At 58.2% G+C, this 22,150-nt stretch carries 21 protein-coding genes and 1 pseudogene; 2 read left to right on the top strand and 20 right to left on the bottom strand.

All coding sequences use genetic code 11. The features are described from left to right. Positions 1-243: 243 nt before the first annotated feature. From GPL81_RS20240 to GPL81_RS20210, 7 genes and pseudogenes are all read right to left on the bottom strand, one after another. Positions 244-1,632 (bottom strand): tyrosine-type recombinase/integrase, encoded by a 1,389-nt coding sequence (locus tag GPL81_RS20240; RefSeq protein WP_160108151.1) that lies wholly within the window; start codon positions 1,630-1,632, stop codon positions 244-246. Between the two features lie 312 nt (positions 1,633-1,944). Further along, positions 1,945-2,190 (bottom strand): annotated as a pseudogene (locus GPL81_RS31525) (tyrosine-type recombinase/integrase); the annotation flags it as partial. Between the two features lie 25 nt (positions 2,191-2,215). Then, complete coding sequence (locus tag GPL81_RS20230; RefSeq protein WP_160108150.1) at positions 2,216-2,950, bottom strand: PIG-L family deacetylase; 735 nt, start codon at positions 2,948-2,950, stop codon at positions 2,216-2,218. A 287-nt stretch (positions 2,951-3,237) separates the two neighbouring features. Then, the gene (locus GPL81_RS20225; RefSeq protein ID WP_160108149.1) at positions 3,238-3,474 is read right to left on the bottom strand and encodes a hypothetical protein; all 237 of its coding nucleotides are present in this window, start codon (positions 3,472-3,474) and stop codon (positions 3,238-3,240) included. A gap of 409 nt (positions 3,475-3,883) precedes the next feature. Beyond that, positions 3,884-4,636 carry a metallophosphoesterase gene (locus tag GPL81_RS20220; protein ID WP_160108148.1) on the bottom strand — a complete coding sequence of 251 codons (753 nt, stop codon included), beginning with the start codon at positions 4,634-4,636 and terminating at the stop codon, positions 3,884-3,886. 229 nt (positions 4,637-4,865) lie between these two features. Then, a complete protein-coding gene (locus tag GPL81_RS20215) occupies positions 4,866-5,849 on the bottom strand; it encodes a sterol desaturase family protein (protein WP_160108147.1) in 984 nt (327 codons plus the stop codon). Positions 5,850-5,951: 102 nt separating this feature from the next. Then, entirely contained in the window at positions 5,952-6,698 is a 747-nt protein-coding gene (locus GPL81_RS20210; RefSeq protein WP_160108146.1) for a metallophosphoesterase, read from the bottom strand. Positions 6,699-7,136: 438 nt separating this feature from the next. Between GPL81_RS20210 and GPL81_RS20205 the strand changes: the two genes are divergently transcribed. Continuing rightward, positions 7,137-7,793 carry a S1 family peptidase gene (locus GPL81_RS20205; RefSeq protein WP_160108145.1) on the top strand — a complete coding sequence of 219 codons (657 nt, stop codon included), beginning with the start codon at positions 7,137-7,139 and terminating at the stop codon, positions 7,791-7,793. 105 nt (positions 7,794-7,898) lie between these two features. Here GPL81_RS20205 and GPL81_RS20200 read toward each other — a convergent pair whose 3' ends face one another. From GPL81_RS20200 to GPL81_RS20150, 11 genes are all read right to left on the bottom strand, one after another. Continuing rightward, positions 7,899-8,807 (bottom strand): MurR/RpiR family transcriptional regulator, encoded by a 909-nt coding sequence (locus GPL81_RS20200; protein ID WP_160108144.1) that lies wholly within the window; start codon positions 8,805-8,807, stop codon positions 7,899-7,901. 112 nt (positions 8,808-8,919) lie between these two features. After that, positions 8,920-9,684, bottom strand: a complete 765-nt coding sequence (locus GPL81_RS20195) for an ABC transporter ATP-binding protein (protein ID WP_160108143.1) — start codon at positions 9,682-9,684, stop codon at positions 8,920-8,922. Between the two features lie 18 nt (positions 9,685-9,702). Next, positions 9,703-10,815, bottom strand: coding sequence for a succinylglutamate desuccinylase/aspartoacylase family protein (locus GPL81_RS20190; RefSeq protein WP_160108142.1), 1,113 nt, complete (start codon positions 10,813-10,815; stop codon positions 9,703-9,705). A gap of 8 nt (positions 10,816-10,823) precedes the next feature. Next, positions 10,824-11,522, bottom strand: coding sequence for an ABC transporter permease (locus GPL81_RS20185; protein ID WP_096512453.1), 699 nt, complete (start codon positions 11,520-11,522; stop codon positions 10,824-10,826). Positions 11,523-11,535: 13 nt separating this feature from the next. Next, positions 11,536-12,225, bottom strand: coding sequence for an ABC transporter permease (locus GPL81_RS20180; protein ID WP_096512452.1), 690 nt, complete (start codon positions 12,223-12,225; stop codon positions 11,536-11,538). A gap of 91 nt (positions 12,226-12,316) precedes the next feature. Then, entirely contained in the window at positions 12,317-13,093 is a 777-nt protein-coding gene (locus tag GPL81_RS20175; RefSeq protein ID WP_160108141.1) for an ABC transporter substrate-binding protein, read from the bottom strand. Between the two features lie 358 nt (positions 13,094-13,451). Beyond that, positions 13,452-14,732 (bottom strand): NAD(P)/FAD-dependent oxidoreductase, encoded by a 1,281-nt coding sequence (locus tag GPL81_RS20170; RefSeq protein ID WP_160108140.1) that lies wholly within the window; start codon positions 14,730-14,732, stop codon positions 13,452-13,454. Between the two features lie 4 nt (positions 14,733-14,736). Beyond that, positions 14,737-16,314 carry an aldehyde dehydrogenase (NADP(+)) gene (locus GPL81_RS20165; protein WP_160108139.1) on the bottom strand — a complete coding sequence of 526 codons (1,578 nt, stop codon included), beginning with the start codon at positions 16,312-16,314 and terminating at the stop codon, positions 14,737-14,739. Positions 16,315-16,394: 80 nt separating this feature from the next. Further along, positions 16,395-17,342, bottom strand: a complete 948-nt coding sequence (locus tag GPL81_RS20160) for a dihydrodipicolinate synthase family protein (RefSeq protein WP_160108138.1) — start codon at positions 17,340-17,342, stop codon at positions 16,395-16,397. A gap of 51 nt (positions 17,343-17,393) precedes the next feature. Beyond that, complete coding sequence (locus tag GPL81_RS20155; RefSeq protein WP_160108137.1) at positions 17,394-18,320, bottom strand: 4-hydroxyproline epimerase; 927 nt, start codon at positions 18,318-18,320, stop codon at positions 17,394-17,396. A gap of 29 nt (positions 18,321-18,349) precedes the next feature. After that, positions 18,350-19,996 (bottom strand): APC family permease, encoded by a 1,647-nt coding sequence (locus GPL81_RS20150; RefSeq protein ID WP_160108136.1) that lies wholly within the window; start codon positions 19,994-19,996, stop codon positions 18,350-18,352. Positions 19,997-20,228: 232 nt separating this feature from the next. Between GPL81_RS20150 and GPL81_RS20145 the strand changes: the two genes are divergently transcribed. Further along, positions 20,229-21,008, top strand: coding sequence for an AraC family transcriptional regulator (locus GPL81_RS20145; RefSeq protein WP_160108135.1), 780 nt, complete (start codon positions 20,229-20,231; stop codon positions 21,006-21,008). A 3-nt stretch (positions 21,009-21,011) separates the two neighbouring features. On the opposite strand, the gene GPL81_RS20140 is transcribed toward GPL81_RS20145, so the two are convergent. Together GPL81_RS20140 and GPL81_RS20135 are read right to left on the bottom strand one after the other, a co-directional pair. Further along, entirely contained in the window at positions 21,012-21,212 is a 201-nt protein-coding gene (locus tag GPL81_RS20140; protein WP_160108134.1) for a hypothetical protein, read from the bottom strand. 378 nt (positions 21,213-21,590) lie between these two features. Further along, positions 21,591-22,016: a YajG family lipoprotein gene (locus GPL81_RS20135; RefSeq protein WP_160108133.1), complete on the bottom strand. Its 426-nt coding sequence runs from the start codon at positions 22,014-22,016 to the stop codon at positions 21,591-21,593. Positions 22,017-22,150: the final 134 nt, after the last annotated feature.

Here is a 22,150-nt window from a genome sequence, read left to right as displayed (position 1 = left end):
TGATGTTGTTGGTTTCAGCTACTAGTTTTTTCAGCCACTCGATCAGGTCGTAGCAGTCGCGGACGTCATGGCGGTAGATCACCGGGCACCTGGGGAGTCCTCAAGAGTGAGTCCCCCTTTTTTTGCAGCAATATCGAGTTCCTGTTTTTGGCCGATTCTGTTGAAAAAGTCGGATTTTCAGCTGGCCTGAACTCGGGCACGGCTAGCAGTGCTAATTAGTTTGTGAACAGAGGCAATTGATTGCTAGAAAATAGTTGCTAAAATTTTTTCAAGACGTACCCCTAGTAATCTCCAAGCCTCGGTTTTTTCCTTAGCATAATCATGATGAAGATAATGTCGACGAACCTTTGATCCACCAAGTACATGATTTTGGCAGCGATCAATTATCTCTATTGTTATTCCGAGCTCTTGCATCATAGTTGCGCCAGTTCGGCGCAAATCGTGAGGTGTCCATTCACCTTTGCTTCCCTTGTTGAGTACCAATGAGTCATCATGGTGGCGGCCAATTAGTGGTTTACTGCGCTTTTTGAATCGGCACTGCCGGTCACCGATCAATTTGCTAATTGTCTTCGTATCGACATGGCTTTTCTCGTCTTTGCTAGGGAAGCAGTACGGCGTATGTCCGCTTTCCCTTTGCAATAGCTTGAATTGTGTCTGCACGAAAGAAGACATAAACACGTGGTGATCCTGGCGTCTGCCCATATGTCCTTTGGTGGATTCGGCGGGAATGAGCCAGGTCCCTTTTTCCAGATCCACATATCTCCATTCAGACTTGAGCAGTTCTCCGATGCGGCATAGGGTACCTAGACAGATCCAGACTGCGCATTGCACGCGTTGGTTTACTGGGCGGATACCAGAGTATTTCTTGCCGGCGGGTAGGGCGTCATAGTCGTGTGCCAAACTCGCGAAGATGTCGCGCAACTCGCGAATTTCATCAGGAGAGAGTAGGCGGTCGCGTTGTTCTTGGTAGTCGTGATCGAGCAGTTTGCTAGCGTCTATTAAGTAGGCCGGATTTCCATCAACCATTAAGGTGCGCCACGGCTTGCGTTTCTCAGCCCAGCGCAGCATCTGGCCGATGTCCTTACTGCGAATCACAACGGCGCGGTTCAGGCCGCGGGCTTTAACCAAGCGTAGGACAGTGAGCAGATCTTTCTCGGTGAGGTTGCGCAGCGGCTTATCGCCAATGACTGGTAACACGTCTTTGGTGAAGCTGCGGCGCAGTTCAGCGTTTCCGTCCTGGCGAGATACGCCGTCGCGAATCCACTCTTCGAAGAGATCAGTGACTGTCTTGTTCTCTACTGCCTGGCGTTCGGCCTCGGCAAGGGTGGCGACAATGGCAGCCTGGGCTTCGATTCTGGCGGCCTTGCGGGCGGTGATGGGGTCTATGCCTTTAGTGATGCTCACTCTCATTTCGTCACGCTCGGCACGAATTTGCGCCAGCGTTTTCTTCGGCCAACTGCCCAAGCGGTGATCACGTTTGGTTCCGTGCAGTTTGAACTCGTAGCGAAATAGGAGAGTAATTCCGCGTACACCGGCGCGAACCTTCGCAGTCAGGCCACCGTCTTCGCGTAGCGTCCTTCCGTCATCCGCGGAGGTGAGTGCCTCCAGTTGCTTCACCGTTAGTTTTGCCACTGTCGACCTCATGTCTGTCCAGCTTCTTGAAATTTTGCCCCACTTTTGCCCCACCGAATCACTTGGCTGTCGATGGATATTAGTGGATCGCAATAGACGTTAATATAGCCTGAATCTCTGTAAATTCTAGGTTAAAGCGGTCCATCAGAGCGTACGTTCACCCATGGACTTCCGGGTATTAAGTGTATGGGGTGCTAGGGGTCGAGTGTTCGAATCACTCCGTCCCGACCATATTTTTCAATGACTTAGCCGCTTTTTAGCGGTTTTGTTATTTCTGCCCTAGTGACTTTCCGAGTGAGCTAGGGTTTTTCTTCAAGCCTGCCTCCTTTTCAGAATCGTCAGCGCTGGTCCACGCGAATCGGTTACTGATACCTTATTCGCAGCTTCAATCAGTTGACCCAGCTCTGCGGCCGAGTAGTAGCTGGTAATACTTCCTTTCTTGTGGCCGAGCATCGCTTTCCGATTTTCCTCAGTCACATCTGCCGCACGCAGCCTTCTCACAAAAGTGTGCTTCAAGTCGTGAATGCGGACTCTGGCAAAGCCATCGTGTGCGGTTTTCTTACGCCCTGAATTTTCAACAACGTCACAGAATCGATTCAGACCCGTTCTGCTCAAAATCGAGCTGCCAATAGCGTTCAGGAGAGCCCATGTCGGCGCGTTTGGCGTTTCCGAATAGTGGAAGTTGACTCTGATAGGCGCCTACGGCGTAGGCTTTCTTTATGAGGCTTGAGGTGGGAAATTTAACCGCCCTCATTGTTAGTCCAGCCTGCTTCCAGGCTGCGAGCCGAGTAAGGACCAGGCCCGGAAACTGCCGATAGGTAGCCTCCTCATAGACGAACCAATTCATTCGGTGCTCAGGTGCTCCATCCTCTGTGTATTGTTGTGCAAGACGTAACGCTTCGCGCACCGCCAAGCAAGCGTTGCTAGTCAGCAGATGGTCGGGGTGGCGAAGTCCCATAGGCATGAGGACGGTCCCACCCCTTTGCTCAATGATTGTTTTTAGCGCAGGTACCAGGTCGGTCGTTTGATAACTGCGACCGTACTGGCTATCCCAGAAGCTGAGCCATGCGTTTTTCGCACCCAGTCTGCGCATCGACTCCGTATCTTCATCACGTCGCGCAAGCACCGCCTGATACCCACTACTAAAACCCGTTGCTACATCCCAAGCCGGGGCCGCTATTTCAGGATCAGGCACGCCAGCAAATACTGTAATGACTAGAGCGTCTCGACTCTCAGCCAAAAGGCAACCGCAACTGAAGACGGCATCATCTAAATGTGGGGAAATTACGGTAATTTGTTTGGGGATTGGTAAAAGCATTTTATTCCCACTTCCCGACTGCAGATGAGTAAGCGCTCACTTCATCAATTCAGGGAAACCGGTGCCTCTCCTCAGTTATAGCCAAGCTTGAATATCAGGCGCACAAGGAGTTGCCGAAAGCGCTCCGGCTTGAGGAAAAACATTGTATTTAAGAGTGCGTATTATTTGCGATTCAACGTTCGGGATTCGCTCTGACGATGGTAAGCGGCCGCCAGAGTCACCTTGCGTGACTGAGGTGGGCATGGGAAACGCCAGGGGGCGAGGGATTTCTCCTTGCAGCTCGGTGGTTAGGGCTTGGAAGTCCTGCTGTCGAGCACCTCAACAGGCCGATTTGACTTTGGAATCGCCGGTTTGACCCACGTACTTAACCTGAAAAGCTGAATGAAGGCGCTGACGCTAGCAGTGGTCGTTGTCTTTTTCCGAGCACCAGGAGGCGACCAATAAGGTCTTTTACTGATTTCAAACTCATCGTAAAGCGTCGGGTACACCGTTTCTGCTGGTCGTTCGGTACCAAACTTGATCATGCGAGCCCCCTCCTAATTATTGTTGCTGCGCTTAGGCTAGTCGATTCAAGCATTCTTGCTTTGCGTTTTGGTGGCACCCGCGATTGCCAACGCGCCCGCCTCAAGCGGTCTTTTTGCCTGGAGCCTGGAGAGCAGTAATGACTGCAATCCACAGCGCCCTCGACCTCCTCACTCGAACGCTGTGAAAGCCTGTGGGTTCGGGGGAAATCCGGTTCCGCCAGCAACGTTTTTTTGGGGATGCGGCAACCATAGAACTCTCTGTAGTTACTACTGGATCGGCTGTTTTCGATATGAGGGCCGGAGTCGTTGCCAATCAAAGCGCCTTGAGGGTATTGCAGATATATATGAGGGAGGTATGTCGGGCGGGAGAATGAATTTCAGCGTTGGATGCGCTCTGGCCTACCGCTGCTTATACGATTGAAAATTCACACATAGTTGCCGTAAAAATAGCACCGGAAGTTAATTCGACCAGACTCAGTGCCCCATCTTCAAACGAGCAGCCGGTATCGATGTACATTACATTTCCCAGGCTCATAACGTTCGGTACGGTGGAGTGGCCTACGTAGAGTTTATCCAGTCCTTTAACGATGGAGTGATCATGCCGATCGATTTTTTTTCGCGAATACAGTGCAAGCATTAGAGCTTGTTGCTGGAGCTCATCGCCAAGTTCGCAGCTTATGGCGTCTTTGGCTTCTTGCCAACCGTCAGTAGTGAGTAGAAGTGGGGCTTCGGCATGCACAACTCCAACTCTTCGACCATCCGACAACTCGATCTCGATCATGATTGGTAGGTCGCGCAAAGCTCCAGAAATACCGAGTTGGGCAGAGGGTGGAAGATCGTAAAGCCACGCACCTCCATTTCGAGTGTGCCTTGGTATATCCCCTATACCCGACATGCATTCAACTATCATTTGCTCATGATTGCCGCGTACTGCGTGGAACCATGGTTCCTTCAACCATGAAATTACTTGTTCGGAATCAGGCCCGCGATCAATAAGATCACCTACAGAAAAGATGCGATCTTGGGTTGCGTTAAATTTTATTTTGCTTAACAGTGAGTCTAGAAGTTCAAAGTGACCATGTATATCACCCACGACAAAGTCACGACCTTTTTCGTTGGCAGCGTATGATTTGACGGTAAGAGAAGGAACAGGTTTGCGCATGATTACTTGGTAAGGTCGCGGGTAGCCAATAAGCATATCATCTTGCGAATTTTTTTTGACAATCGAAGCCAGGCGTCAAAAGATTTATGCCCGCCCAAGTCAGCACCGCACATGAACTCGCGGTTCAACTTTTTCGCGGCCCGTATCGCTACGCATGTGGCTGCGGACTGCCCGGGAGGCTGGCGAAGTCTATTCTGGCCTCAGCACAGGTGCTAAAGCTCGCTGATCTTTACTCTCCCGAACGCCGGCCGATACGCCACCAGGCTGGGCGATGCAGGAACCATTGAGCTCTCTGTAGCTTGCGAATCAACTGTTTTCGATATCCGCGCCGGGACCATTGCCGACCAAGCAACCTTGAGGGCGTTTCAGGTGTATGTGTGTGAGGTGTATTTTCGATAGATGCACTTTCATTGCACCAGGAAAAAAAGGCTTGCTTGAACGGCTTCAGGGGGGAGACGTCATTTAGAACGCCCGTTTCTACCCATTCTTCTTTTTTCGGCAGTCGTAGTGTGCCAAAAAACAGGTCTAAAACCGGAAAAAACGCTGCGTAGTTTGAGTTGTGATATTGAGCTTCCTTCCCGTGATGCAGTCTGTGCCATTGTGGGCCTGATATTATTCGGGTGAAGGGGCCTAATGATAGGCGAACATTCGCGTGATTGAAGTAACCCCAGCCACTGAACAATATCAATGAGCCAACGTAGGGAATACTGTTTCCACCGCATATTATTGCGGTAGGTATGTGGGTTAGGAAAAAGCCGATTAATGCACCCCCCACGCTTTGACGTAGAGCCGTTGAAGCATTCATATGCGCATCGCTGTGATGCACCCTGTGGAAAGCCCATAGAGCTGCATATTTGTGCTCAAGTCGATGGGTCCAGTATTGGAAAAAATCCCAGATAAACGCATAGATGAGAGTGGCAAGGATGCCACCTGCGATGCCTTTTGATTGCCAGTCCGGCGCAATACGTTCAAGCAGCGATATGCTCGGTAAGAGTTGCGCGCATTGATTCAATATCGGGGCGGCAAAAGCCAAGCCGATTAGCAATAAAATGAAGACTTTGACGTTGTGCCACCTACCGCTTAGATCCGAATCGGTTACGGCGGGTCTGCACCACTCAAATAACCAAACGCCACCCGTCATCAAGACTGCGATCATCACATCCTTCGTATTACCTTCAAGCACCTGAATGATGTACTGCAGGAAATCGTTCATCGCCGCCCCATTTTCTTGTGGGCGAGTTTACAGAGACCTGGCTTGGCAGGTCCAATGCGATCAATGGTTGTCGGGCCAAACAGATCAATCCGTTGCTCGATGTCAGGCAAACTGGGGCGGTCGGACGGGGTCGATTGGCGGTAAGCATTGCAGCGTGGCCAGCTCCAACAGCGTGAAGTGGCCATTCATCCAGCCAGCGGTATCTATGTGGTAAACATTCCCGAGTACAGCCGGCTGCCAGAGTGGCGTATGGCCCACGATCACCGCCCGCACGCCATCGACACCGGCGTGGTTTTCGTCGGTCAGGCGCTTGCGTGACCACTGAAGGATGGCGGCAATGTGGTCGGCCTCTCTTGCCGATCCGGAAAGGGCTGTAATCATTTCTCCCCAGCTTGCGCACGGAACGTCGGCGTGCACGATGCCGATCAGGCCCAGGGCGGTCTCGACTTCGATCACCAGGGGCAAGTCCTGAAGGATAGTGGCGTACCCGTCTTGCTCAATGCTGGATAGCCCGTAGAACCACGCACCACCGTTGATGAAGTGCATGCTGCATTGATTGCTTAGGCGGCCGGCGGCGTGCGAATCAATAGCCATTTGCTCGTGGTTGCCACGCACTGCGTGGAACCAGGGCTTGCGCAGGAGCCATTCATCGACATCCAGTGACTCGGGCCCACGATCAATCAGATCCCCGACGCTGAACAGGCGGTCAACGGCAGGATCGAATCCGGCGGCATCCAGCGCAGCCTGCAGCCGGGTGAAGTGGCCATGAATATCCCCGACCGCGAAATCCCGGCCAACCGTGTTTGCGGCGAAGTGCTTCACGCGCGACAGCTCGGTAGTTTCGAACATTGGATGCTCCGACGCGGCAGAAGGCGGCCAGGTTATCGCTTTGGCGATGACTGACTCAGCATCAGCGGCTCATCGCCAAGCGCTCCCTTAAATTCTGGCATAGCTTTGCCGCGCCCGCTGTTAACCGACGAGAACGCTGTCCTCTTTCACTTAAACATACCAACTAAAATCGCCCGTCATTAACCAAGAAGATCATAGGCTCTTCTGGTATCTATCCTCGGGGTTAACATATTTCTGGCGTCAAATATTTACACTAATTAAGTTGATCGAAAAGCGATTGGCCTTAGTGCAATTCATTCATACGCCGTGTTGAAACTTCAACCATAAGTATCACAGCGTCCAACTAGAACAAGAGGCGAGGAGTATTGCGACCCGACAAAAGACAAAATTCTGACAACAAAAAACAGTCACATTCTCCCTATAAGTCGGTGATACATCATGATCAAGATCATGGCCTGCTTTTTAATAGGAGTTGTCACTGCAGGATGCAACGGCATCGTAAAACCCGATCTTTCGGGTGTTACTAATGATTCATATTTTTTAGTCTTCTCTGGCTTTCCCGTGCCGTATCTGTACATGGCCTCGGCAGTGCAATGGAACGATGACTACGCCGTCACCACCCGCCATACGCCATTCATCCCCAATGTGACATACAGCTGCAGCACCCACTGCGATCTTGTCTTCATCAAGCATAAAGCCAACGGCCACTACCCATCATGGCGCGCACCGCGTGTGGGCGAGAGCATTACGGCCGTGGGGGGAAGTCCCTACCTCGTGACCACTACCGGGAAAGGCAAGGTGTATCAAACGCCTTTCGTCAATGCTGATGAACACAGCGGTGATCTCTACGCCATCCATGATGCCCCGCTGGTCAAGGGGATGTCCGGTGGGCCTGTCATTGCCAATGACGGTAGTGTCGTCGGCATCAATATCGGTTTCTACTCCACCACATTAAACGATGTGAGTAACAACTCCGGGGTCAAGGGCGCTGAGAGGATCAGCATCTTTATCCCTTACTCGATCATTCAGCGCGAGTGGGGGATGTTGCAGGCAAAGCTTAATAATCCGCACGGACCGAAGTATGCCGCGAAGTAACCCTGCAGGAGCCGGCTTGCCGGCGAAGACGACATCCCGGCCAACAAGGCAGTGTCTGATCCACCGCGATCGCCAGCAAGCCGGCTCCTACAGGTAGAGGAAGCATTACTTCTTCGGTGGTTTACCGCTGGAGGGAATATGCAAGTAAGACATCACGCTTTCAGTCAACTCCGTTGCAAGTTTGACGGCCTCTTTATTGCGCGCCATCACACCCGCCACCAGTCCTTCGATCAATGCGAGGACGGCAATGTTGGAGCTGGTCATGACCGGATGATCGGCGGGGGCAAACAGCACGTGTTCGGCAATGCCGGTGAGAGGCGATGCGGGTGAGTCGGTGATTGCCAACACCGAGGCGCCGCGTTCATTGGCAAAACGTGCGAGTTGCAGGGTGTCGAGGGAATAGCGTGGCAGGGAAATCGCCAGCAATACGTCCTGATCGGTGATGGCGGCCAGACGGTAAGCGGCGTTTTCGTTGCCGCCCTCCATGCTGATGGCCGTGGCGTCCGCACAGAACGGCATCAGGGTCGAGGCGGCGAGGCCGGCGAAGTAGACACTGTTGCCAAAACCCAGGATGTAGATTTTGCGAGCGTTGATCAGGCGGGTGACGAATGCTTCGAAGGTGTCTGCATGGTTGTTCGTCGCCGCGGTGGCGAGGTTGCTGGTGGCGCTCTGAATTTGCTCATGCAGGCCAAAAGCGCCGCCAGGGCGATGCGCCAGTTCGTTGCGCAGTTTGTCCACCGGCGACACCATCTGTTGCAACGTCGCTACCAGTTCGGCCTTCATGCCGGTGTAGCCACCCAGGTTCAGCGCCTTGGCCAAACGATTCACCGCTGCTGGTGAGGTGGATGTTTCATGGGCCATTTCTTCGATAGTCAGCGTCGCGGCCCTGAGCGGGTGACGCAGGATAAAATCCGCCACCTTGCGCAGTGACGGCGGTAAATCGGGAACGATTTCCGCGAGTTTGCGCATCACTGGCGCGGCATAGACCGTGGTGTCTTTCGAAGGGGTCGGCATATCCGGTTCAACACTTCCTGAGGGTTGGAAAAGGGGCGGGGGGTGGACGCATAACCTGTGGGAGCGTGCGGGCGGCGTTCCCACGGGGTTTTGCGTTGGCTGGAGTGTAAGGTTATTTCAAGCTGCCGGACAGAAACTGCTGGAGGCGTTCGGACTGCGGTTTAACCAGCACTTCGCGCGGATCGCCGCGCTCTTCGACCTGGCCTTTATGCAGGAACACCAACTGATTCGACACCTCCCGTGCAAAACCCATTTCGTGGGTCACGACCACCATGGTGCGTCCTTCGAGTGCCAGGTCCTGCATGACTTTAAGCACTTCGCCGACCAGCTCGGGGTCGAGCGCCGACGTCGGTTCGTCGAACAACATCACTTCAGGTTCCATGGCCAATGCACGGGCAATGGCCACCCGCTGTTGTTCACCCCCAGACATATGCGCCGGCCAGGCATCCTTGCGGTGCGCTACGCCGACTTTGTTCAGGTAGTGCTCGGCTTTTTCCCGCGCCTCTTTTTTACTGATACCCAGGACGTGCACCGGCGCTTCCATGACGTTTTCAAGGGCACTCATGTGCGACCAGAGGTTGAAGTGCTGAAACACCATCGACAATCGCGAACGCATGCGTTGCAACTGCTTGGGTTCGGCCGCCTTGAGCCCGCCGAGCTTGTTGGTCACCAATTTGAGCTGTTCGCCATTGAGCACGATATTGCCTGAGTTGGGCTGCTCCAGCAGGTTGATGCAGCGCAGGAAGGTGCTTTTGCCTGATCCGCTGGAACCGATGATGCTGATGACATCACCGGCTTTCGCCTCCAGGGACACGCCCTTGAGTACTTCGTGGCTGCCGTAGCTTTTGTGAAGGTCCTGAATTTCAAGTTTGTACATGGTTTCAACTCTCTGGAATCAGTCGCTGAGCAAGCGGCCTTGGCGAATGGGGGTACTGCCGGCCACTTTGGCCAGCCACAAACCGGGCTGGGCGAAGCGCAGGCGTTCGCGGGCATACAGGATGCCGTCGGTGCTGGCGTTCACCACGCTGTGCTGATCGGTCAGCGGATCAATCACTTCGAACAGCGGATCGCCGACCTTTACGCGGGCGCCCAACGGTTGCAGATAACTCACCACCCCTGGGTGCGGTGCATAGGCGTATTGGGCGCCGGCGAATGGTGTCGCTTCACAACGACTGGGTGGCGCGGCGGGCCAGTCACCGCTGATCAGGCCTTGCTCGGCGAGATAGCCGAGAATGGCCTGCGCACTGTCGACGCATTGCTCGCGTTCGGTGTCAGCCATGCCGCGCAATTCGATCGTGGTGGCGACGCACGCCAGCGGAATATTGGCCTCAGGAAAGCGATCGGCCAGGTGCTGCCAGGGAATGGCGCAGGCTTCATCGAAGGCGCTGCCTCCGGCGGCCTCGGCCAGCAGGGCAACGCCGGCACCAAGACGGGCTGCCAATGAGTGCAAGCGCGACCAGTTTTGCGGCATCGCATACAGCAGCATGATCGACTCGAAGTCGCAGTGCAGGTCCAGCACCACATCGGCATCACAGGCATGCTGCATCAGCAGGCGCCGCAGGCCATCGAGTTCCGATGTCGGCGGCGACAGGTTTGCGAGGGCGTCGCTCATGGCGCGGCGAATCAGCGTGATGTTGGTGTCGGCATCGTCTCCCAGGCGACCTTCCAGCATCGGCACTACGGCTTCGGCGAGCTCCGGAAAGTCGCGGTTGAAATTCTTCCCGCTGGAGAACTCGAAACGACCTTGATGAGTGGCCTGGAACATTTGTGCGATACCGATTGGATTGGCCATCGGCACCAACTCGATCACACCGGTCAGGCGACCTTGTTCTTCCAGCGCTTGCAAGTGGCGCTTGAGCTCGACGGCGACGCGCATTCCCGGCAGCTCGTCGGCATGCAACGAGGCCTGGATGTAGGCCTTGCGCGGCCCGCTGCCAAAACGAAACACGGTGAGCTTTCGTTCCGTGCCGGAGGCACTCCACGGCAAGAGATATTGAATGTGCTTCATAAAGCTCCTTAGTGCTTGCGCGGTGCCAGATAGGCCAGCCAGCGGCGCTCGGCCAGCTTGAACAGGCGAACCAGGATGAAGGTCAGGGCCAGGTAGATAAGGCCGGCGGTGATGAACGCCTCGAAGGGCAGATAGAACCGCGAGCTGACGGTTCGCGCGGCCCCGGTGATATCGATCAGCGTGACGATCGACGCCAGGCTGGTGGTCTGCAGCATCATCAGCACTTCGTTGCTGTACTGCGGCAGCGCCCGGCGCAAGGCTGACGGCAGGAGAATGCGGCGGTACAAGGTCAAGCGCGACATGCCCATGGCTTTGGCGGCTTCGATCTCGCCGTGGGCCGTGGACTTCAGGCTGCCGGCCAGGAGTTCCGCGCTGTAGGCACTGGTGTTGATCGCGAAGGCCAGGCAGGCGCAAAAGGTGGCACTGGACAGGTAAGGCCAGAGCACGCTTTGGCGCACCGCTTCGAACTGCGCCAACCCGTAGTAGATCAGGAACAATTGCACCAGCATCGGCGTGCCGCGAATCACGTAGGTGTAGAGCCAGGCCGGGAAGTTGATCAGCGGCGACCGGGATACCCGCATCAGCGCCAACGGAATCGCCAGTACCAGGCCAACCGCCAGGGAAATCAGCAGCACTTTCAGGGTCACCAGGGCGCCACTGAAATACAGCGGCAGGTTTTCCCAGATCAGGTTGTAGTCGAGAATCATGGGGGGCTCCCGGTTACAGTTCGGCGGCTTTGACGCCGACCGAGTAGTGTTTTTCCAGATAGCGCAGGACCAGCAATGACACGCTGGTCAGCATCAAGTAGAGCGCGGCGACCGCGAGGAAAAACGTGAACGGTTCATGGGTGGCGTCCGCTGCGTTCTTGGCTTTGAACATCATGTCCTGCAAGCCGATCACCGAGATCAGCGCGGTGGATTTGGTCAGCACCAACCAGTTGTTGGTGAACCCGGGAATGGCGAAACGGATCATCTGCGGCACCAGGATCCGCCAGAACACCTGAACGCCACTCATGCCATAAGCCGCGCCGGCCTCGCCCTGGCCTTTAGGAATCGCCATAAAGGCGCCACGAAAGGTTTCCGAGAGGTAGGCACCAAAAATGAAGCCCATGGTGCAGACGCCGGCAATAAAGGGATTGATGTCGAAGTAGCGGGTGTAACCCAGGGCCAGGGCGATGCGGTTCACCAGATCCTGGCCGCCGTAGAAGATCAGCAGGATCAACACCAGGTCAGGAATACCGCGAATCAGGGTGGTATAACCTTCGCCCAGCAACGCCAGCCATTTGAACGGTGACAAACGAAAGGCGGCGCCGATCAGGCCCAGGGCAATCGCCATGGCCATGGAGATCAGGGCCAGGTTAATGGTCAGCCAGGCGCCATCGAGAATGCTCGATCCGTAGCCGTGTAGCATGATGAAGTTCCTCAGGCGAGCGCCGGGAGGCGCGCGAGACAAGCCGTAAGTGACGCCCGCCAGTGCCGGCGCCAGGGTTTCGGGTAAAGGCTTATTCGCCGTAGATATCGAAGGCGAAGTACTTGGCCATTACTTGCTGGTACTTGCCATTGGCGCGGATGGCGTCGATTGCGGCACTCAGGCGCGCAACGTTCGCGCTGTCGCCTTTGCGCACCGCGATCCCGGCGCCTCTGCCGAAGTATTTCGGGTCGTTGATGTCCGGCCCTGTCAGGGCGAACCCTTTGCCCAAAGGTGTTTTGATAAAACTCTCATCGGTGTTGACGATGTCGGCGAGCGTGGCATCCAGGCGACCTGATGCCAGATCGAGGAAGGCTTCATTTTGCGAGCCGTAGCGCACCACCTCGACGCCGGCTTTCTCAAGCTGCTCGGTGGCGAAACGGTCGTAGGTCGAGGAACGTTGCACGCCGAGTTTCTTGCCTTTGAGATCGACCTGCGGATCGGTGATCACGTTGCCGGCCTTCATCGCGAACTTGCCGGGCGTGTGGTAGTACTTTTTGCTGAAGTCGACTGACTTCATCCGGTCTTCAGTGATCGACATCGACGACAGCACAGCATCGATCTTGCGCACTTTCAGCGACGGGATCATGCCGTCGAATTCCTGGATGACCCACTCGCATTTGACCTTCATCTCCTCGCACAGCGCGTTGCCAATGTCGTAGTCGAAACCACTGACGTTGCCCTCAGGCGTCTTGAAGGAGAAGGGCGGGTAGGCGGCTTCGATACCGATACGCAGGCTGTCTTCGTCGGCATGTGCCAGAAAGCTTGCGGCGCACAGTGCCAGGGCACCTAGAAGTTCTGTCTTGTTCATATTGTTGACTCCTTGGAGGGGGCGTTTGGATGACGCGGGAATCTGCCGTCCGATCCGCGGAGGTGGATCGGTCCTGGAGATTCCTGGGGATATAAATGACATAGAATGTTTCACAAATCAATATTGTGAAAATAAACGTGTCAGATCGAGGCGACAAAAGGTGCGTGGCCGGACGGTAATCGCCACCCCAGGTGTATGCGCTGGCTTGACAGCGAAGATATGAACTTCAGAACAGTTGCGGTGCACGCCCCCCCTGTAGGAGCTGGCTTGCCAGCGAAGACGGCGGCACCGTCAACATCAATGTCGACTGACAATCCGCTTTCGCTGGCAAGCCAGCTCCTACAATGGCGACATCAACTCAAAACCGATTCAACCTGTACGCCTCAACCGCCGGCAATGCGTGGACTTCCGTGTCGCTCACAGGCGAGACCATCCGCCCGATCATCTCGGCCGTCACCGCCGCCTGAGTCAGCCCCAAATGCTGATGACCAAACGCAAGCAACACCTTGCCGTCGCACACTTTGTCGATGATCGGCAGGGAATCCGGCAGCGAAGGACGAAACCCCATCCACGGCGTCGCAGCCTCGGCATTCAGATCACGCTTGAACAGGCCTTTGCTCAATCGGTGCAACTGCCAGGCGCGCTCCATGCTCGGGGGGCTGTCGAGGCCGGCGAATTCGACGGTGCCGGCCAGCCTCAGGCCATCGGCCATGGGGGTCATGATGAATTTGCGCTCCAGTGAGGTGACGGCGAAAGGCAGGCGCTCGTGTTCATGGGGCAACATCAGGTGATAGCCGCGCTCGGTGTCCAAGGGCACCTTCTTGCCGGTCAGCGCGGTGGTGAGTCGGGCGGAGTGGGCGCCGCAGGCAATGAGAACCTGGCGGGCGGCCAGGCTGCCCTGGTGGGTGAGCAGTGACACGCCATCCTGCTGCACGCGCCCGTCGACCACCTGTTGCTTGATGAACTGCACGCCGCTGGCCTTGGCAGCCTTGACCAATTCGCAGACGACCCGGTAGGGGTCCAGAAAATGCCCCGTGCGCGGGAAGAACAGCCCGCCCTGAAGATGCTCGCTCAACTTCGGGGCAATTTCGCGCACAGTCCCGGCCTGCCATAAATCAACGGGCACTTCTTGCTGGCGCATGCGTGCCTGCAACCCGTCGATTGCCTGGCGCGATTCGGAGCGCTCGAACACCAGCAGCGAGCCGTCCTCTTTCAGCAGGTCCGCACGGGCAATCGCTTGCAGCAGCCGTTGCCAGGCGCCAAGGCTGCTTTCGTTGAGTGCGCGGATGCCGGCCACGGTGCGCTGGAACGGCGCTGGTCGCAGGTTCAGCAACAAACGCATGAACCATGGCATGGCGCGAGGCATGTATTTCCAGTCCAGGCGCAAAGGCCCCATTGGGTCCATGAGCATCGCCGGCAGGCGTTTGAGGATGGACAGGTCGGCGATGGGAAACACCTGCTCGGTCGCCAGATGCCCGGCGTTGCCGAATGACGCGCCCTGGCCGGGGTCCTGATGGTCGATGACCACCACCCGCCGACCCTGGCGTGCGAGCCGCAGGGCGCAGGCGACGCCGATGATGCCGGCGCCGATCACGGCGATATCCGCCGGGTCGTGCGGATTGTTTGAAGTGAGAGGCATGTTCCTAGGCTTCCCTCTGGCCGTCGAGCAGGCGGCGCAGCAGCAGCGGGTTGCCGTGCTTGAGCGCGGCGGGTAACAAGCTGTCCGGGAAATCCTGATAGCAGACCGGCCGCAGGAATCGCAGGATGGCGGCGGTACCGACCGAGGTCGTGCGCGGGTCGGAGGTGGCCGGGAAGGGGCCGCCATGGACCATGGCGTCGCATACCTCGACGCCTGTTGGCCAGCCATTGACCAGCAGGCGCCCGGCCTTGCGCTCCAGGGTCGGCAGCAGTGCCCGGGCCTGGTCCAGGTCGGCATCATCCAGGTGCAAGGTCGCGGTCAGTTGACCTTCAAGATGCTCGGTAACCTGGCGGATCTCTTCGTCGTTGGCACATTGCACGATCAGCGATGCGGCGCCGAATATCTCTGCCTGAAGATGCTGGTCAGCGAGAAAATCCTGTGCACGGGTGACGAAGAGATGGGCCTGGCACTGGTTCGGTCCTGTTCCCGTTTGACCCGTCACCACGAGCTGCGCGTGGGCGTTTTCAGCCAGTGCGTCGACGCCTTGTTGATAGGCGTTGAAAATGCCCGGGGTGAGCATGGTCTGGGCGGGGCTGCGCTGGACGAGGTCGGCAGCGGCAGCGATGAAGTCGTCCAGTGCCGGGCCTTGCCGGGCAATCATCAGGCCAGGGTTGGTGCAAAACTGGCCGGCACCCTGGGTCAGGGACGCGACGAAGCCCTGAGCCAGCGCTTCGCCGCGAGTCTGCAAGGCGGCCGGAAACAGGAACACCGGGTTGATCGAACTCATTTCCGCGTACACCGGGATCGGCTCGGGCCGCGCCTGGGCCGCCTTGCACAAGGCGATGCCACCGCTGCGCGAGCCGGTGAAACCCGCGGCCTTGATGCGCGGATCGCAGACCAGGGCGATGCCCACTTCGCGGCCGGAACCGAACAACAGCGAGAACACGCCTTCGGGCAAATCACATTTTTTCACGGCACGAGCCACCGCACGGCCCACCAGTTCACTGGTGCCGGGGTGGGCGCCGTGGGCCTTGACGATCACCGGGCAACCGGCCGCCAGTGCCGAAGCGGTATCGCCGCCGGCGACAGAGAACGCCAGTGGAAAATTGCTGGCGCCGAACACGGCCACCGGCCCCAACGGCACCTGGCGCTGACGCAGATCCGCGCGTGGCAACGGCTGGCGTTGCGGTTGCGCGTAATCCACGCGAACGTCCAGCCATTCGCCGGCACGCACTGTGCGGGCGAAGGTGCGCAGTTGTTGGCAGGTGCGGCCACGTTCACCCTGGATACGTGGGCGCGGCAGGCCTGTCTCGGCCACGGCGCGTTCGATCAACTCATCGCCCAGCGCTTCGATTTCATCGGCAATGGCTTCGAGGAATTCGGCGCGTGCGCCCAGGGGCGTTTCGCGATAGCGGTCGAAGGCTGCCCAGGCCAGTGCGCAAGCCTGTTCCACCTGCTCGGCGGTGCCGCCGGGGTAGGCCGGTTCGAGCGGTTGGTCGGTGGCTGGATTGATCGCCCGGATCGCTTCGCGGCTGCCGCAAATGGCGTGCTGGCCGATCAGCATGTTGCCTGTCAGAGTCATGGCGCGTCCTGAAAAATTTGGGTTGATCCTGTCCCACAGCCGGCGCGCTTTCACGCGCCGCTGTGGTCGTGTGCCGGGTGTCAGACCAGGTTCTGCTCTTTCGACCAGTTCGCGTACCACTGGCGGAACAACCCGTACTGGGCCTCGGCGTATCGACGCTGGGCATCGGTGAGCGCATCGGTCTCGTTGAAGTGCAGGGTGTATTCCTTGTCGCCATTGAGCACCATCAGGTGCTTGTAATAGAGCACCAGGTCGCAGCCTTCGTCGAAGGACGACAGCACGGCCAGCGCGGACTCCAGTTCGCGCGCCAGGCGCCGAGCCTTCGCGTCACCTTTGGCGGCCTGCTTGCTCAGGGTCACCAGTTGCAACACTTCGCGGGGCAGTGCGTTACCAATGCCGGTGATAGCGCCGGTGGCGTTGCAGTTGACGAAGCCATGAACCACCTGGGTATCGACGCCCACCATGAGGGTGACGTCGTCGTCCTTGGACGTGATGTTCTCGGCGGCGTAGCGCAGGTCGGCGGCACCGCCGAACTCTTTGAAGCCGATCAGGTTCGGGTGCTCGCGGCGCAGTTCGAAGAACAGATCGGCGCGGGTGGCGAAGCCGTAGTAAGGGCTGTTGTAAATCACTGCCGGAAGTTTCGGGGCGGCGTTGAGGATGGCGGCGAAGTGCGCCTTTTGCGCGGTAGCCGAAGCACCACGGGACAGCACACGCGGAATGACCATCAGGCCATGGGCACCGACTCTGGCCGCATGGGCTGCGTGGGACACCGCTTCGCGACTGTTGACGGCCCCGGTACCGACGATGGTCGGGATGCCGGCGGCGACCAGGCGCGCCACGCCTTCCTGGCGCTCGGCCTCGGTGAGCAGGGGCCAGTCGCCCATCGAGCCGCAGTACACCACAGCGCTCATGCCGATTTCGATCAGTTCGCGACCCTTGGCCACCAGGGCGTCGAAGTCCGGTTTGCGCTCGGCGGTGCAGGGGGTCATCAGCGCAGGAATGCAGCCAGTGAAGATGTTATCGCTCATTGTTGTAGCTCCTTGGAACATTCATTCAGATTGATAGGAAGGCGCGGGGGCTCAAATGCCCCACGCGAAGGGGTCCTGTTCGTCGATCAGCAGCGTGCTGTCGGCAGTCATGTAGGCGCGGCCGGTAATGAACGGGCGGATGCGTTCACCTTCCCATTCGTAGCGGCCTTCAAACTGGCTGGCGGTGATGCTGGCCTGGACCCAGCGCTCGCCCGCGGCCAGTTTTCCATCGGCCGCCAGGCATGCCAGTTTGGCGCTGGTGCCGGTGCCGCAAGGCGAACGGTCGTAGGCCTTGCCCGGGCACATGACGAAGTTTCGGCTGTCGGCCCGGTCGTCCTCGGCGAACAACTCGACATGGTCGATGAGGGCGCCATCTTCGCCATGGATGCCCTGGTCTTGCAGCGCCTTGAGCATCGCCCAGGTGTACTCGGTGAGGGCTTCGACGTTGTCCAGTTGCAGCGCCTTTCCATGGTCGGATACCAGGAAAAACCAGTTGCCGCCCCAGGCGATATCGCCGTACACGCGACCATGGCCGGGCACCTCGACGGCGACGTGTTGGCGGTAGCGGTAGGCGGGCACGTTACCCACGGTCACCGCCCCGTCTTCGTGCAACGTGGCACTGACCTGACCGACCGGCGTATCGATCTGGTGCACGCCGGGGCTGATATGACCCAAGTGGTGCAGGGACGCGACCAGGCCGATGGTGCCGTGGCCGCACATGCCGAGGTAACCGGCATTGTTGAAGAAAATCACGCCGCAGGTAGCGTCCGGCGAGACCGGCTCGCAATACAGGGCCCCGACCAGTACATCGTTGCCCCGGGGTTCCAGCAGGCAGGCACGACGCCAGCGGTCATGATGGTCGCGCAGGGCATCGCGCTTTTCGGCCATGGAGTTGCCGGGCAGATCGGGAAAGCCTTTCATCACCAGGCGAGTGGGTTCGCCGCCGGTATGGGAATCGATGATATGTACTCGTTTCATGAATCTATCCATTGAGTGATTGGCGGGTTTCAGGACGCAGCTCGAACAGGTGCGCTTGCGGGACGCTGGCCAGTGGCAATACCGGTAGCGGTCAGCGCGGTTTCGCTTTCATCGTCCTCGGTCTCGAGACGGACCAGATGCGCCGGTACGCCGGTCGCCGCGCCCCAGTAATAGATACCCATGGCGCAGGCCGCCACGACCAGGGTGTCGAAGGGATGGCTGAGGACGCCCAAGCCACCGAAACTGCCGAGTTTGGAAAGGACGATGGTCACCGCGTAGAAGCCGATCAGCCACGCGGACGAGCGCACTTGTTGGCCCAGGTTCAGGTGATGGGTCGGCACGAAGCGACCGCACAGCAGGTACACCACGAACATCAGGATCTGCAGGCCGAGCAGCCAGGACACGGTGTTCCAGCCCGACCAGTAGACGATCAGCGCGGCGATGATGAACGACAGCGGCCCCAGCACATTCATCCACTTGACCCGGAACGGGCGCGGCATATCGGCAGCGTTGCGGCGCAGTGCGGCCACCGTCACCGGCGCCACGGCGTAGCTGAGGACCAGGGCGGCCGATACCACGTTGATCAACGCCTCCCAGGACGGGAAGGGCAGGGTCCAGAACACCGACAGGGCAAAGGTCAGCCACAGCGCGGGGCGCGGGATGCCGGACTTTTCGTCGATCCGGGTGAAGACTTTGAAGAAGGTGCCCGTTTGCGCCCAGCCATAGATGACCCGTGGTGTGGCGTTCATGTAGATGTTGCCGCAGCCGCTGGGGGAGATCACCGCATCGGCGACCACCAGGTAGGCCAGCCAACCCACGCCCAGCGCCAGGGCGATGTCACGGTAAGGCAGGGCCAGTTCCTTGGTGACCCCGGCCCAGCCGTTGGCCAGCATTTCGGTGGGCACGCCGCCGAGGAAAGCGATCTGCAACAACACATAAATGGCGGTGGAGAGCAGCACGGAGAGGATCAGTGCAATCGGAATGGTGCGTTGCGGGTTCTTCACTTCGCTGGCCACCGAGATGATCGGCGTCAGCCCGAGGTACGCGAAGATGACGCCGCCGGCGGACACCGCCATCTCCACACCCGAAAGGCCGAATGGTGCGAAGCCCTGGGCCTGGAAATTTTCCGGCTTGAAGAAGGTGAACAGCACGCCGATGACCAGCAACGGCACGACGAACTTGAACACGCTGACCAGGTTATTGGCCTTGGCGAAGGTCTTCACGCTGCGATAGTTGAGCAGGAAGAACAGGCAGAGCAGACCGAATTGCACCAGCCAGCCCACCACCGTGGGGTCGCTGGAGCCGGCCTTGGTCAGCCCGGGAAACCACGCGGCGGCATATTGGCGCGAGGCGACCACCTCGATCGCCACCAGGCTTGAGAAGGCGATCAGCGTGATGAAGCCCATCAGGTAGCCGAGCAGCGGGCCATGGGAGTACACCGGATAGCGAACCACGCCACCGGCACGGGGCAGCGCCGCGCCCAGCTCACAGTAGACGATGCCCAGCAGCAGGACGGCAAAACCGCCCAACAGCCAGGAAAAAATCCCGGCCGGTCCCGCGATGGCGGACACGTGACTGGCCGCAAACAACCAGCCCGAACCGAAGATCGCACCCAGTCCGATAAACGTGAGGTCTATCAATGAAAGTTGCTTTTTGAACTTGCCGTTGCCTGACATGGCGTCGCCTTCTTGTGAGTTATTGGATAGGCAGGGGTGATGTCACTGGGGCTATAGCGTGAACCCGTCAGCCTGGCCGCGATTGATGTTTTCCACCGGCATGGATGACGAAATCAGCACAATGCAGATGACAGTGAGGTGCCCTCGACAGGGCGCCTGGGTTGCGGCAACCTGCTCGGCGTGCGCCGCATCAAGGGCGTTTTGCCTGGGCAAAGAGGGGGGAGGGAGCTTCATGACGCAGAATGCGCTGGCGATCCTGTGCCAAGGGAACGACGCCAGTCGTCCTCAGACCATCGATGAATTATTGGCGGGCGTGGCATTGCTGCTACCGATGCTGGACGTGATTCCCAATGCGGCGATCTTTATCAAGGATGTCCAGGCGCGCTACGTCATGGCCAATCGCACCCTGGTTCAGCGCTGCGGGCTGAAACACTTGCAGCCCCTGCTCGGGAAAACCAGTGCCGAGGTCTTCCCCGCGCAGTTGGGGCCGGGCTATACCGAACAGGATCGACGGGTTCTGGAGCAGGGGTTTGTACTGGAGGACCAACTGGAGCTGCATCTGTACGGCAGTCGAGAGCCCGGTTGGTGCCTGACGCACAAGCGGCCGTTGTATAACCGTGACGGTGAAATCATCGGCCTGGCGGGAATCTCGGTCGACTTGCAGTCGGCCAGTGAGACACATCCGGCCTACCAACGCCTGGCCGCTGTGGACGAATACATTCGTGCGCATTTCAACCGGCGCGTCACCCTGGGCGAGTTGACGCGGATTGCCGGTATTTCAGTGGCGCAACTGGAACGGTACTGCAAGCGTGTGTTCAACCTGACGCCGCGACAGATGATCCAGAAAGTTCGCCTGGAGCACGCGCATCGCCTGTTGCATACCGACATGCCGATCACGGATGTCGCACTGCAGTGCGGCTATACCGACCACAGCGCGTTCACCCGCCAGTTCAAGGCATTGACCGGCTTTACCCCGCGCCAGTACCGGCAGGTCACGCTCGGCGAATCATGACGATCAAAAACCGGCTACCTGCGCGACGTGATTGTCCTGCGCGACGGCCATCAGGTGCAGCGGTACCTGCTGTTGTTTCTCCAGACACGGAATTTCAAAGCTACCCACGATCTGAAGCTGTCGCTCATTCAACCCGGTCGCCTCCTCTTCTTTTGCCTTGGCCATTCTCGCGTGGTTCGCTGCGATTTCATTAAGAGTTGACACGTTACATCTCCGGTGACTGACCAAGCGTATTGCTGGAGGCCTTAAGCATTAGTTTGAGGGGCGGGCGTGTCAGAATTATGTCGTTCTGGGGCCGCTACGACCGCCTGTGCAAGCCGTAAGCCAGACAGGGGCGCGTTTTGCGCCCCAGGTTTTGATTTGCGACGAAAGGTTGTGTGATCACCCCGGACCCACCAATACCTGTAGGAGCTGGCTCGTCGGATCGCCGCACCGCAGCGAAGGCGGCGGGTCATTCAACATGAATGACATCTGACACACCGCTTTCGCCGGCAAGCCGGCTCCTACAGAAAACAGAGGGCGGCGGGTCAATCAACAGCGATGACATCTGACCCACCGCTTTCACCCGCAATCCTGTTCCTGCTACAACCGGTACTTGATGACAATCCCTTTGAGCTTGCGCCCCTCGATGGTTTTCACGTCCCGCGCCCACAGCGGCCCGTTGGCATGGGCACCCACTGTGCCGATATGGTCATAGACCACCACCACGGCATCGCCCCCCAGCTTGGCGGATTCTTCACGCAATTTCTGTTCGACCTCGGCAATCGGTGGAGCGGGATCGACACTGGCGTCAATCAGCACTTCACCCAGGCGAATGTGCGGGCGCAGGGGTTCGGAGCGCAGCACCACGACTTCGCTGGGCACCGTCGGCGCGGGATGCTCGACGCCGACGTAGGCGGTGGTATGGGCATCGACGGTGGCGCAGCCACTGAGGGCGAGCAGTGCAGCGGTGAGCCCTCCGGCCAATAGCGACAGTTTGAAACGGGCAGACCAGGAAGGGGCAGGCATGGTGGATTTCCTCCGGACAATCCGCTGGGGATGGCATGTTGACGGTAGCAGACGGTCGGGGAGTTGCCAGAAAGCCCAACCTGTTCAGGTTGGGCCGTTTCATGCGTGGAACATCGTCGAACGTGTAGGAACGA

Origin of the sequence: Pseudomonas izuensis (assembly GCF_009861505.1) — a bacterium.
GTDB lineage: Bacteria > Pseudomonadota > Gammaproteobacteria > Pseudomonadales > Pseudomonadaceae > Aquipseudomonas > Aquipseudomonas izuensis.
This window is presented reverse-complemented; position numbering and strand designations above follow the sequence as displayed.